The organism is Neobacillus fumarioli NBRC 102428, assembly GCF_001591485.1.
GTDB classification, from domain to species: domain Bacteria; phylum Bacillota; class Bacilli; order Bacillales; family Cytobacillaceae; genus Neobacillus; species Neobacillus fumarioli.
This window is the reverse complement of the sequence record NZ_BCUZ01000070.1, coordinates 1-13,359: the sequence shown is the minus strand read 5'-3', so window position 1 is coordinate 13,359 and position 13,359 is coordinate 1. Positions and strand designations below refer to the sequence as shown.

Below are 13,359 nucleotides of genomic sequence, written 5' to 3'. Positions count from 1 at the left end.
GTATGAAGGGAGGGGGGGCGTTTGATGAAATTGAAGAGAATCCATCATGTTGCGATAATTTGTTCCGATTATGAAAAATCGAAGGATTTTTATGTGAATATCTTAGGGTTGCAGCCGTTGAGTGAGGTTTATCGAGAGGAACGGGATTCTTATAAACTAGATTTGGAAGTGAATGGTCAATACCAGATTGAATTATTTTCTTTTCCAAATCCCCCCGGAAGGCCAAGTTATCCGGAAGCAGCAGGTTTAAGGCATCTTGCTTTTGAAGTAGAAGATATTGGGGAGGCAGTCTCCTATTTGAGGCAGCGCCAAGTAGATGTAGAGCCGATCCGCATTGACCCGGTGACAGGTAAAAAATTTACCTTTTTCCCAGATCCGGATAAGCTGCCAATCGAGCTTTATGAGAAATAAATACTTTTATTAGAAAAATGGCAGACGTGAACAGTGAAAATAAAGAGGTGCAGCTTTGGCACCTCTTTTGTTGTAAATTTAGGCATAAATCTTCAGAGTCAATCAAAAGGGGCTTCGGGTTTCAAGTCAATCCAGCGAATGGATTATGTTTCTCTTAAAATATGGAATGATCCAAAATCCCCTAATATCCGTCTCAAGTCTTATTTTATTTCCGCTTGAGGTCTATGGAAAACAGGAGTTTTTTCGTGTATTGTGGAAATAGTAATAAAATTTTCCCCTCAAGTGGATTTCCCATGATTTTGAAACATTTCATATGCCATTCTCGTATGTATAGCAAGGAATATAAATCAGGAGACGATTCGTATGAACCCGATTTTTTCGTTTATTATTCGGACGTTAGCAGCAGTACCCGTGATGATGTTCACCGGACTGATAGCTTTGGTGTTTTTTCATCAGCATTTCCTGGCATCGGTTGGGTATGCTATTGCCGGGGGAGTCGCAGCACATCTTATCTTGGCGCTCATTATGAATGTATACTTTTTAAAAAAACATCAGTTATCATTGAAAGAATACCGCTACATTAGAAAAAATCTAAAGGAAGCCAATAAAAAAATCCGCCGCTTAAATAAATCGCTGTTTACCAATCGGGATCTTTCATCCTTCAAGCAACGGATCGATATACTAAGAATCATAAAGAAAATCCAAAAGATGGCCTTAAAGGAACCGAAGCGTTTTTACAAAGCGGAACCGTTTTATTTTTCCCATTTGGATTCAGTTGTTGAGCTTACCGAAAAATATCATTTCCTCTCTTCACAGCCGAAGAAAAATTTGGAGATGAATCAATCTCTTCTTGAAACCCGACAAACACTGAACGAACTGACAAAGATATTGGAAGAAGATTTATATCAAGTAGTTTCCAATGATATTGAAACGTTAAATTTTGAAATCGATGTTGCCAAAGCTTCAATTAAGATGAAAAAAGAGTCGAAATTCCCTGATAAGAATAGGTGGTCAAAATGAATGAAAACAATTCAAGTTTAAACAATAAATCCGGAGGCTTGTTGGATGATATTTTAGCGGATCCATTTGGGGATGGCTTGAATGTTCCGGCAAACAGTCCGGTTAACCAGCCAAATGAAGCCAAACCGGTCAAGCTTATTGATGTTCTTCCAGAGGAACATCGGGCTAAAGCCTTTCAGCTTGCCCAGCAAATTGACCCGGCTAACCATCAAGCGATGATTCAATACGGGACGCAGGCTCAAGGTAAGTTGCTGTCCTTTTCACAGACGATGCTTGAGCATGTACAGAACAAAGATGTTGGTGAAATCGGGGAAATTATCAGTGATCTGATGAAGCGGCTGAACGATGTAAATCCGGACGAGATGAAAGAGGGGAAATCTTCCTTTTTTGGGCGTCTTTTCGGAAAATTTTCTAGCTCACTGCAGGAGGTTTTGTCTAAATATCAAAAGACTGGTGCGCAAATTGACCGAATCAGTGTGAAGCTTGACCGCAGTAAAAATGTTCTTTTATCAGATATTAAATTGCTCGAACAGCTCTACGAAACGAATAAGGAATATTTTCATGCTTTAAATATTTATATTGCTGCAGGTGAACTTAAGCTGGAAGAAATGCATGAAAAGATCATCCCTGCCTTAAAGAAAGAAGCGGAAGCAACGAATGATCAAATGAAATTCCAAGAAGTAAATGACATGATTCAATTTGCCGATCGGTTGGATAAGCGGCTGCACGATTTAAAATTAAGCCGGGAAATTACAATTCAAAGTGCTCCGCAAATCCGGCTGATTCAAAACACCAATCAGGCACTGGTGGAGAAAATTCAGTCATCCATCATGACGGCCATACCACTATGGAAAAACCAAGTAGCGATTGCCTTAACGCTGATTCGCCAGCGACATGCAGTAGAAGCACAAAAGCAAGTTTCCAGAACTACCAATGAACTACTCCTGAAAAACGCCGAAATGCTAAAAACAAATACAATCGAGACAGCAAAAGAAAACGAGCGAGGCCTGGTCGATATCGAAACATTAAAGAAAACCCAAGCAAGCCTCATCACCACCCTGGAAGAAACATTACGCATCCAAGAAGAAGGCCGTCACAAACGACGAGTAGCCGAACAAGAACTACTCAACATGGAAAACGAACTAAAACAAAAATTAATAGAAATCAAAGGGAAGTAGGTGTCAGGCACCACCTGTGGACATTTGTCCGCCTCCAGTGGACAACGGGTTATTTGTTCACTGGAATGGCGTGATAATATTCTTCGAGGGTGATACCGCTTTTCATGATTTTTTGGGCGATGGTTTTGCCGACGTAACGCAGATGCCATGGTTCGTATTGGTAGCCGGTTATAGTTTCTTTTCCTTTGGGATAGCGGATGATGAATCCGTAGTCGGCTGCATGTTTTTGCAGCCATTTTGCCTCTTTTGTCCTGGCAAAGCAGTCCTCTGCGGCGCATTCCCCATTTCCTCCGGTTACATCGATTGCAAGCCCTGTTTCGTGTTCGCTTGTTCCGGGCAGGGCACTGTATGCAAGCGCCGCCTTGTATCCATCTTTTTTAGTGTAATAATTAAACAAAACCTTTTGTGTATCATAGGATCGGTAGGCGGAAACCCCAAGCAGACTGATGCCCTGCCGTTTTGCAGCAGCAAATAATTTTTCAATGGCAGCGGCAGCCGGGGCCCGCATTTTTCGTTTCGAAGTTAATTCACCGCCAAAGACAAACGGTATTTTCGGATTCACTAAATCTTTCGGTTGGTAACCATCCGGCAATTTATTCTCCTTGTTTACAAGTACAGGGATACTATCCGGATTGTTGACCACTTGAATAGGATTCCCATGCTGGCCTGAACTTTTAGAAGTATTCCGAATAGGTGTACTCATATGAGTAAAACCATGGGAACTTTCATCGCCCGGAGCAACATATTGTTTCATGGAACAACCGGTGATAGGAAAAAGTAAAAAAAGACAAAGCATGATTGAAGATATTTTTAACATGAAAAACATCCTTTTTAAAAAATTCAACTTCCCTAAACATCTTTGACATAATTAAGAACTTTAAAACATTTGGAAAAAGGAATGTCTAGAAAAACTAACGTCCTTTCTAGGTCTTTTGACTCTTTCTTTCGGAACTATTTTTCTATATTTTGGATATATACACATAAATCGTACGAAATGGCAAAACCATTGAAAAGTGGTGACGCAAAGCTATAGGGGCTATAGTCTTTTTAAGATCACGCCAGCCAGTTACCGAACACGACGACTCCTGCGATTTATGGCAAAACAACTGAAGGAGGGTTTTATGTGTTTAAAATTTTTTTAAAAAGTAAATATTATTATCATGTTTTCCGAGGCCGCCTCAACGAGCTGCTTCAGCAAAATTGCTTGTGTGAAGAATTACGAATGAAGTTAAAGATTAAAGCATTATATCATAACAGCAAAGCGGTAGAACTGGGATTTAAATTATAATGCTGTTTTAGTATTTCTACTAAAATACCAAAACATAGATGTGAAAAAAGAAGAACTCTGTCTGATTGGATCAGAATGTTTTCGACAGCGGAGGCAAAAAATAGTCGAGAGGGACATCCCATCTCGACTTTTTGTGTGTAACATAAGAATTTTTGACTACGCAAATTGATCAGCGAGAAGCACTTTTGCGGCGTATGGTCTTCGCTCTTTTACGCTAGAATGAGTCAACATCAACTTACTCCGTGCTCCTACGCCAGAGCGTATTCGAGGAAGCTGCTGTTTTAGCTCGTCGCAAAGCTTCAAGCTGCTTTTTCAAAGAAGCTATGCTTTTCAGGTAGTCGCTCGCTGTAGTTCCTTTATCTCAGTTGGAGAGCTCAAGACCTGTCGTGGGCTAACAAGGGCGCTTGCGCTATTATTGCTTTAAAAAATGATGTACAGAATATGGAGGGTTGAAGTTGAAGCAGAATAAGGAAAATATAAGTGAAGGATTAAATCAAATTTTTGAAATCATGAATGCGAAGGGAGATGAAGGTGAACTGAAAGCAATTGTGGATAAATCCAAGCGGACATCAGCGAAGAAAGCAAAATAATAATATAAAAGAGATTAGAAAACCTATCGATAGAACTAAATCTGTGTATAACTTCAGTAAAATTGTAAATAACTCACAAAAAACTGTGTATATACTGTGGAAAAAGGATAAAACGTAAGCGTTTTATCCTTTTTTAGTCCACCAAAACTGTGCATAACTTACGGAAATATGTTGATAAATATGTGGATATCTTAAAAATCTTGTGAATAATGTGGTGCCTGACACCACTCGTGGACAAATGTCCACCTCAGATGGACATTTTGGAAGAACGGGAAATGATGACTTTTGTCATCTTGAGATGGTGACATTGCTTACTAAATTTTGCTGCTGCGGGTTCGTATAATCAAGGTAAGATATCTGGAGGTGTTGGTTTTATGAATGATGTGGTGTGTTTGAGGAATGTGACAAAGTCGTTTCATCAGAGGTTAGTGGTGGATGATGTTTCGTTTTCGCTTAAAGCTGGTGAGGTGGTGGCGATTCTCGGGCCGAATGGAGCGGGGAAAACGACGACGATTTCGATGATCCTGGGGCTCATAAAGCCAACAGATGGCGCAGTGCTGCTCTTTAATCGGCAGCCGCATGAAAAACAGGTACGTGAAAGAATCGGCACCATGCTGCAGGAAGTTAGTGTAATACCAGGGTTAAAGGTACGTGAAATCCTTGAGCTCATCCGAAGTTATTATGCACAGCCGCTTTCAACTGATGAATTAATCAACCTTACAGGACTGACCGATCAAGATTTAATAACACGGGCGGAGAAATTATCAGGGGGCCAAAAGCGGCGCCTCAGCTTTGCCCTTGCGCTGGCAGGAAATCCTGAGCTAATTATTTTCGATGAGCCGACGGTCGGTATGGATATTTCTTCAAGGAACCGTTTTTGGGAAACAGTCCGCATGTTAGCAGCGCAAGGCAAGTCGATCATTTTTTCTACGCACTATTTGCAAGAAGCTGATGATGCTGCTGGGAGAATTCTGTTGTTTAATGAAGGGAAAATCGTAGCGGATGGCACACCTGAGGAAATTAAAGCGCGTATTTCCAAACAGACTGTTTCCTTTATCATCGATCCGGATGTTTCATTGGAAAAATTATATCTCCACGATGAAATCAAAGATATTTACCGAAAAAACAATCGGGTCTATGTACAATCCGATCATACAGACCGCATTCTTGAGTTCATTTTTCAAGAAAAAATTGGGGCGCGGGATATACTTGTGGAACGTGGCAAGCTGGATGATGCGTTTCAGCAACTGACCAGCAGCAATAAGGAGGCGATTTAATATGAGAGCATTTCAAATGCAGTGCAGGGCTGAAATCATACGAGTGACTAGGAATCGTTATTTTGTATTCTGGTCGCTACTCATGCCGATTCTTCTTTATTATATTTTTACGAATGTGGTCAATACGCATGCGTCGGATCAAACTGCGTGGCAGGCCCATTATTTAATGTCAATGACTGCCTTCAGTGTGATGGGGTCATCCATTATGACATTAGGAATTCGGATGGTGCAGGAGCGCACGCAGGGGTGGTCAGCATTCATCCGTATCACACCGCTTTCCGATCGTATCTATTTTGCAGCACAAATGGCAGGGCAAAGCTTTATTCATCTTCTTTCGATTACCATTATTTTCATTGCCGGAGCACTGATCAATGGCGTTTCACTAACAGCTTTAGAATGGTTGTTGAGCGGATTGTGGATCTTGATTGGCTCTTTTCCATTCTTGGCGCTCGGTACGTTAATTGGTTTGATGAAAAAGGTTGAAACAGCAGCGGGTGTCAGTAACGTCCTATACATGGTACTGGCGGTGGCAGGAGGCATGTGGATACCGTTAGAGGTCATGCCAAAAACAATGCAAACAATTGGAAAATGGCTGCCATCCTATAACTTTGGTAATGGAGCATGGGAAATCGTCCACGATGGAACGCCAAATTGGAACAATATCCTAATTTTAATCGCATATTCGGCACTGTTCATGCTACTATCTAAGTATATTAGAAGAAAGCAGGAAGCGGTGTGATCGGTACATGAAGAAGTCATTCAGCCTTTTTCCAAGAAAATTTGGCCTTTTTCCCTATATCTTTTTGATTTATCTATTGTTTCCCGTCGTCTATTTGACGAATGAAACAGGGATGAAGCAAGTGATCGGCTACGGAATGACGCTGCTTTTTTTCATTACCTATCGGCAGCTTTATTTTGCCTATGGTAAAAGCACATTTACCTACTGGTTAGCAGTGCAGCTTGGAATTGTGTTTATTTTCAGCACAGTATATCAATTAAACTATATTTTTTTAGGATTTTTCACGGCCAATTTTATCGGCTGGTACCGGGAAAAACAAAAATTCTACCGCGGCCTGATGAGCCTGGCAATTGTAGAAATTCTTCCGTTTATTTTTACAGGAATTCGTACAAAAATGTTTTTCACTCAAGAGGAGTTATCCTATTTTGTCCCGTTCATCATGATACTGCTTTCGCCGTTCGGCATCCGCTCGATGAACCGCCGGATGGAACTGGAGCGACAGCTGTCCCAGGCAAATCAGAAGATTGAAGAATTAGTGAAGCGTGAGGAGAGATTGCGGATTGCTCGTGATCTCCATGATACCCTTGGGCATACGCTGTCGTTTTTGACATTAAAAAGCCAACTCGTTCAAAGGTTGATTGCAGTTGATCCGGAACGGGCCCGTATGGAAGCAAAAGAGATGGAAATTACCTCAAGATCAACGCTGAAACAGGTTCGTGAGCTTGTGACTGATATGAGGGCTGCCTCTATTGCCGAAGAGGTTTTGCAAGTGCAACAAATCGTAAGGGCTGCAGGTATTACCTATCAATATGATGGTCCCGAAGATTTTTCAATGATTCCTCCGTTTACGCAAAATATTTTGAGCATGTGCATAAGGGAGGCGGCCACGAATGTTGTCAAACACAGCCGGGCCACACACTGCTCGATTTCGATCCAACAATCTGCAGATCAGATCAATATAGTGATTCGTGATGATGGAATGGGGATCCCGGATTCTGTTGTAAAAAGCAAACAGTTTGGAAACGGACTAAAGGGGATGGAAGAAAGGCTTGCACTTATCGATGGCACATGTTCATTAATGAATCATAATGGGACAGTGTTAGAATTGAAAGTACCGATTATCAAAAAACAGGGGGCTGCGGGATGATTCGTCTATTTATTGCCGAAGATCAGAGAATGCTCTTAGGAGCACTCGGTTCATTACTTGATATGGAAGATGATATGAAGGTAATTGGTCAAGCAACCAACGGGGAAGAAGCGGTGGCTGCTATTCTCAAACTACAGCCAGATGTTTGTTTAATGGATATTGAAATGCCGGCATTAAACGGTCTTGAGGTGGCAGAAGTACTTGTCCAAAGGTCGATACCGAGTAAGATCATTATCCTCACCACATTTGCCCGGCCAGGCTATTTTGAACGGGCAGTTAAACTTGGTGTTCACGGTTACCTCCTGAAGGACGGAGAAATTGATGAACTAACCGATACCATTCGCAAGGTGATGGCGGGTAAGCGGGTGTTCAGCCCGGACCTTACCTTCGACATCATTCGTGAGGTAAATCCGCTTACACCCAAAGAACAAGAAATTCTCAGATTGGCAGCATTAGGAAAAACCACGAAAGAAATTACCTCCGAACTCTACCTCTCATCCGGCACCATCCGGAACTACATCTCCGAAATCATCCACAAACTCGGCGCCAAAAACCGCACCGAAGCCGCTAGCATCGCCGAAAAAAAGGGATGGATATAAAAAGGTGTCAGGCACCATGTGAATTCTTCACATGGTGCCTGACACCTTTCGTGGACATTTGTCCGCCCTACGTGGACAATTGGACAGGAAAGCATTGGTATGATCTAAAGCCTCTCGAACCGATGTGTGTCGAATATTGGGAAAATTTTATACTATTTTTCAAATAACCTATTGACCAATTCTAGAAAAAAATACTAAAATTACTATCAGAGTTGCCAATTTTACAAAAATTTAGGGCGGATTCCAAAAAATATAGAAACAGCAGCTCATACAATTTTAGGGGGGAAACAGGTTAATGGGTAAAAAGAAACTCAAGAAGACAAAGAAAGCAGCGGCATATGCGTTGGCGTCGGCGCTCGTTCTATCAAACCTAGCGTTTATTGGACCGGTATCTGCTGCGCAATACAAACCTGGCGATTTAGAATCAAAGGTAAAGCAGTTAAAACAGTTTGAGGAACAGAAGCTTGGAACCAAATCATCTGTTCAATCGCTAGATTCCCAGCTTATAGTGCAAAAGCAAAATTCAAAGCAACTGATAAAGTCCGAGTCATTGTCGAACTAAATGGACAAACACCAGTTGAATACGCCACGAAACAAGGGAAATTATACAAACAATTATCAGAAGACAAGAAAAATTCACTACACTCAAAAGTGGTAAGCCAGCAATCGGCTGTTAAAGACATTATAAAATCCAAAGACGTCGGATTTAAGGTTAAGCAGAATTTTACAACCGCTTTCAACGGCTTCAGCGGCGATGTGGCGTTCGGTGATATTTCTAAAATCGAAGCCATTGATGGGGTGAAAAAGGTTTATATTGCTAACGAATATAAACGCCCAATTACAGCGCCAAACATGAAGACAAGTTATAAGTTCATTCAGAATCGCGATACATGGACGGATTCTGGATTTAAGGGTGAAGGAATGGTTGTCGCGGTTATTGATACAGGTATTGACCCATCACATCGTGATTTTAAAATAACAGATTCGTCTAAAGAGGAACTAACCAAAGTTAAGGTTGGACAACTTGTTCAAAAAGATGGATTGAAAGGTAAATTCTATACAGACAAGGTACCATATGGTTATAACTATTTTGACCAGAATGATAATATTGTAGATTCCGCACCTAATGCTAGCATGCATGGTATGCATGTCGCAGGAATTGTAGCAGCAAACGGGGACGAGGCAAATGGCGGTATTAAAGGAGTTGCTCCAGAAGCTCAAGTGCTGGCAATGAAGGTGTTCAGTAACGATCCGAATTATGAATCTACTTCTTCGGATATTTATCTGGCCGCAATTGATGACTCTATTAAACTTGGTGCAGAAGTTTTGAACATGAGTCTCGGTTCCACCGCTGCCTTTTATGATAAAGACAGTGCCGAAGATCTGGCGATTAAACGGGCAACCGAGAATGGCATTGTTTGTGCCGTCTCAGCTGGTAATTCCCAGACCCTTGGATATGGCTGGGATAATCCATTTGCTGAAAACCCTGATATCGGTGTCGTGGGAGCACCTGGATTAAATCCGGATACTATTTCCGTAGCTGCTTCGGGCAATGAAGCCTATTGGTATCAGCACAAGATAACACTTGACGGAAATTCTTCCTTTGCAAGCGTTGGATATGGCCTTGACGACTGGACCCAAATGGTTAAAGATCATGGCGGCAAACTTCAATTAGTCAGTCTGGGAGATAAATTAGGAAATCCCGATGATTATAAGGGCATTGATGTGAAAGGGAAAGTTGTTGTCGTGCCGCGCGGTTCTTTGACATTCGCTGATAAGACAAAATATGCAGCTCAAGCTGGCGCAGCCGGAATTATTGTTTGGAATGCAACCAATGGTTACTTCTATCAAAATCAAGGCGGCTGGGATATTCCATTCATGATGATTCCAAAAACAGATGGACAAGCCCTTAATGCTGCCATTGCTGCAGGACAAACAACGCTAAATGTTTCTCAGTTAAACAAATCAGAAGATCCACAGATGGGGCGAATGACGGACTTCACTTCCTGGGGTACAACACCAGACTTGGAAATGAAGCCGGAAATCACTGCACCAGGCGGAAATATTTATTCCACTGTCAATAACAATAAATATGAAGTGATGAGCGGAACGTCAATGGCCGCTCCACACGTTGCAGGTGGCTCAGCGTTAGTCCAGCAATATCTGGAATCTGATAAGCGGTTTAGTACTCTTTCTATTAAAGATCGTACCCATCTTGCGAAAATTTTGCTCATGAATACTGCAAAAGTGATCGATGACACCAATGGCAATCCGTTCTCCCCGCGCCGCGAAGGAGCAGGAATGATGCAGATTCATTCTGCTGTCACAACACCGGTGTATGTGGTTAACAAATCAACGGGTGAGCCGAAGGTAGAATTAAAGGATTTTCAATCGAAGCAATTTGAGATGACGTTTACGGCCAAAAATATTTCGGATAAAAATGCAACCTACAAGGTAAACGCATCAGTATTAACCGATATGTTCCAAAAGCAAAAAAACGGTCCTGACTACAATGCCCTTGAATCGGGCAGCATGGAAGGTGCCAAAGTAATAGCACCAGATTCCATCACTGTTCCTGCCGGCCAATCTGTTGACTTTACAGTAAAAGTAGATTTATCCAATGCCAAAATTCCGGGCTATGACCTAAATAATAAAAAGATGTTTGCAGATTTAAAAGAAGATATTTTTGTTGAAGGGTCTGTTAATCTGAAAGGCGATGGTACTCCCGACTTGACGGTTCCGTATGTTGGATTCTATGGCAAATGGGATCGGCCATCTATTGTTGACGGCTTTAAGGATTTAGGAGAAGACCGCTTCTTCGATGGTCAAGGCAGGTTTGATTATATCGATAAAGAAACAGGCAAAAAAGTAGAAGTTCCGGTTCACGATATGCTGGTGGATGATAACTTTGCCGCACCTGTTCCGAATAAAGATCCTAAAAAAGCATTCTGGGCGATCTCGCCAAATGGAGACAAAGATGCTGATACGATTGATCCATTCCCGGCATTTTTACGTAATGCCCGTGAAGTTCAATTCAATATTTTGGATGCGAATCAAAAACTGCTCCGCCAAGTAAAACTTGAAACAGATGATCGGAAAACCTTTTATGATAGCGGTAAGGGATCATTCTATTCCTATAATAAGGATAGGACATGGGATGGTACAGTTGGCGGGAAAACTGTTAAAGATGGTTTATACTATTATGAAATCAAATCAGTCGTCGATTATAACGGGGCACACTATCAATCGAAAAAAATTCCTGTTTTAGTTGACACGACTCCACCAAAAGTGGAAGCCACCTACGATCCTAAAAAAGGTGCGGTTACATGGAAAACAACCGAGACTGGTTCTGGTGTTGAATTGTATGGCATTTATGTTGACGGCAAACTGATTGGTACGGCAGATGGTACCGCCACTTCCTATGCCATTCCAAATCCTCCGGAAAAAGCCGTTGTCGAAGTAGTGGCACAGGACTATGCACATAACTATGGTCAAGATACAGCAGCAATAGGCGATGTCGATACGCCGATCGTTTTTGTTGATAAGGATACTCCTCAACCATATGGAACATTTAAAACACCAGAGGTTCCAGTGAAAGGGTATGTAACGGAAGATATCGGTTTAAAATCCTTTAAAGTAAATGGACAGGAAGTTCCAGTAACGAAAGATCCGAAAACAGGCCATTTTAATTTCTCAACCACAGTCAAATTTGATAAGGACGGCATGTATGGAATTAAAGTAGAAGCAACAGACAATGCCAACAAAACCTATTCCATTGTTCGTACGGTCATTGTCGATACAACAAAAGGCACCATTGATGTTGACGCACCTAAAAGGGTAGATAAAAAAGTCGACGAAGTTACTCTAAATGTGAGACTTCATGATAACTTCAATTATCTCGATTTCTTCGTAGGGGATAATAACGTCTACCATCAATCGTTCAAGAGTGAAAGTGATATTCCAACTCCGGCAGATGCAACCGTTCCGGTCAAAGTTCCATTAAATCTTGGCGAGAATCATGTCACATTAAAACTTTATGATATCGCAGGAAACGAGACTGACAAAGAGGTTGTCATTAACCGTGCCGACCCAACAGGCTGGGTACAAGATGGCGATAAATGGTATTACTATGATCAAGACGGTACGAAACATACCGGCTGGTTTGAAGAAAAGAACAATGAAGAAGACTCTATCATCAAGTATTACTTCGATAAGGACGGTTCCATGCATACCGGCTGGCTGGAACTAGACGGAAAACGCTACTACTTTGACAAAAGTGGAATGATGGCAACAGACTATACCTATGTACCGGAAAGCAAAAACTATTATTACTTCGATGAAAATGGTGTAGCCCAAACAGGAATTCAAACTATTATCGGGGGCTATTCCGCTTATTTCGATGCCACGTCCGGCTTGTTAAGGAATGGCTGGAAACAGGTTGGCGGCAACTGGTATTATGCCGACAAAGATGGAAGATTGGAAACTGGCTGGATGTATCAAGCTTCCAAATGGTATTTCTTTAACCAGGATGGCAAGATGCAGACAGGCTGGTTAAATGATGGCAAAAACAGTTATTATTTAACCCCATCAGGGGCAATGGCAGTCGGCTGGGCCAAAGTAGACGGGAAATGGTACTACTTTAGCGCAAGTGGTTCAAAAGTAACGGGCTGGGTGAAAGACGGTCAGAAGTGGTATTTCCTTGACAAAAATGGTGTGATGCAGACCGGCTGGATCCAAGACAGCGGCAAATGGTACTATCTCAATAGCAGCGGAGACATGGCTGTCGGCTGGAAATTTGTTGGTGGCAAATGGTACTACCTTAACAATAGCGGTGACATGGCAACCGGCTGGAAACAAATTAGCGGCAAATGGTATTACTTTAAAAACTCGGGTGAAATGGCTGTAAATACGACGATAAACGGCTATAAGCTTGGTAAGGATGGAGCATGGATCAAGTAAAAGCCACTCTTAAGACGGACAGATATCTCATCTGTCTGTCTTTATTTTGTCTAGCTCCAGGCACCAGCGGCTCGAGGTCACAAAAGGGTCCTCAAGAAGGCTAAAAAGCAGCCTTCTCTCATTGGTTACAGAAAGCTAGCGCTTCTGATGA

The 13,359-nt window shown here is 41.8% G+C and carries 12 protein-coding genes and 1 riboswitch; of the genes, 11 read left to right on the top strand and 1 reads right to left on the bottom strand.

All coding sequences use genetic code 11. The features are described from left to right. Window positions 1-24 precede the first annotated feature (24 nt). The 3 genes from gloA2 to BFU02S_RS10850 all read left to right on the top strand — a co-directional run bounded on the left by gloA2 (window position 25) and on the right by BFU02S_RS10850 (window position 2,609). Window positions 25-411: an SMU1112c/YaeR family gloxylase I-like metalloprotein gene (gloA2, locus tag BFU02S_RS10860; protein ID WP_066370353.1), complete on the top strand. Its 387-nt coding sequence runs from the start codon at window positions 25-27 to the stop codon at window positions 409-411. A 363-nt stretch (window positions 412-774) separates the two neighbouring features. Then, a complete protein-coding gene (locus tag BFU02S_RS10855) occupies window positions 775-1,431 on the top strand; it encodes a 5-bromo-4-chloroindolyl phosphate hydrolysis family protein (protein WP_066370350.1) in 657 nt (218 codons plus the stop codon). Next, window positions 1,428-2,609, top strand: a complete 1,182-nt coding sequence (locus BFU02S_RS10850; RefSeq protein WP_066370348.1) for a toxic anion resistance protein — start codon at window positions 1,428-1,430, stop codon at window positions 2,607-2,609. Before BFU02S_RS10855 ends, BFU02S_RS10850 begins: the two co-directional genes overlap by 4 nt. Before the next feature lie 49 nt (window positions 2,610-2,658). Here BFU02S_RS10850 and BFU02S_RS10845 read toward each other — a convergent pair whose 3' ends face one another. Continuing rightward, window positions 2,659-3,426 carry a M15 family metallopeptidase gene (locus BFU02S_RS10845; protein ID WP_084361079.1) on the bottom strand — a complete coding sequence of 256 codons (768 nt, stop codon included), beginning with the start codon at window positions 3,424-3,426 and terminating at the stop codon, window positions 2,659-2,661. Window positions 3,427-3,595: 169 nt separating this feature from the next. Further along, a riboswitch (cyclic di-GMP riboswitch) is annotated at window positions 3,596-3,683 on the top strand. A 49-nt stretch (window positions 3,684-3,732) separates the two neighbouring features. Between BFU02S_RS10845 and BFU02S_RS16760 the strand changes: the two genes are divergently transcribed. The 8 genes from BFU02S_RS16760 (at window position 3,733) to BFU02S_RS10815 (ending at window position 13,208) form a co-directional block, all read left to right on the top strand. After that, on the top strand, window positions 3,733-3,897 hold the full coding sequence (locus tag BFU02S_RS16760; protein WP_157075905.1) for a hypothetical protein: 165 nt from the start codon (window positions 3,733-3,735) through the stop codon (window positions 3,895-3,897). A gap of 455 nt (window positions 3,898-4,352) precedes the next feature. Continuing rightward, window positions 4,353-4,487 carry a hypothetical protein gene (locus tag BFU02S_RS17510; protein ID WP_268872902.1) on the top strand — a complete coding sequence of 45 codons (135 nt, stop codon included), beginning with the start codon at window positions 4,353-4,355 and terminating at the stop codon, window positions 4,485-4,487. Window positions 4,488-4,861: 374 nt separating this feature from the next. After that, on the top strand, window positions 4,862-5,764 hold the full coding sequence (locus tag BFU02S_RS10840) for an ABC transporter ATP-binding protein (protein ID WP_066370346.1): 903 nt from the start codon (window positions 4,862-4,864) through the stop codon (window positions 5,762-5,764). 1 nt (window position 5,765) lies between these two features. Further along, the gene (locus tag BFU02S_RS10835) at window positions 5,766-6,503 is read left to right on the top strand and encodes an ABC transporter permease (RefSeq protein WP_066370343.1); all 738 of its coding nucleotides are present in this window, start codon (window positions 5,766-5,768) and stop codon (window positions 6,501-6,503) included. Between the two features lie 7 nt (window positions 6,504-6,510). Continuing rightward, entirely contained in the window at window positions 6,511-7,650 is a 1,140-nt protein-coding gene (locus BFU02S_RS10830) for a sensor histidine kinase (protein WP_066370341.1), read from the top strand. Next, window positions 7,647-8,249 carry a response regulator transcription factor gene (locus BFU02S_RS10825; protein WP_066370338.1) on the top strand — a complete coding sequence of 201 codons (603 nt, stop codon included), beginning with the start codon at window positions 7,647-7,649 and terminating at the stop codon, window positions 8,247-8,249. The genes BFU02S_RS10830 and BFU02S_RS10825 overlap by 4 nt, the downstream gene beginning before the upstream one ends. Window positions 8,250-8,544: 295 nt before the next feature. Continuing rightward, complete coding sequence (locus BFU02S_RS10820) at window positions 8,545-8,811, top strand: hypothetical protein (RefSeq protein WP_066370336.1); 267 nt, start codon at window positions 8,545-8,547, stop codon at window positions 8,809-8,811. An 89-nt stretch (window positions 8,812-8,900) separates the two neighbouring features. Further along, on the top strand, window positions 8,901-13,208 hold the full coding sequence (locus tag BFU02S_RS10815; protein WP_066370333.1) for a S8 family serine peptidase: 4,308 nt from the start codon (window positions 8,901-8,903) through the stop codon (window positions 13,206-13,208). Window positions 13,209-13,359: the final 151 nt, after the last annotated feature.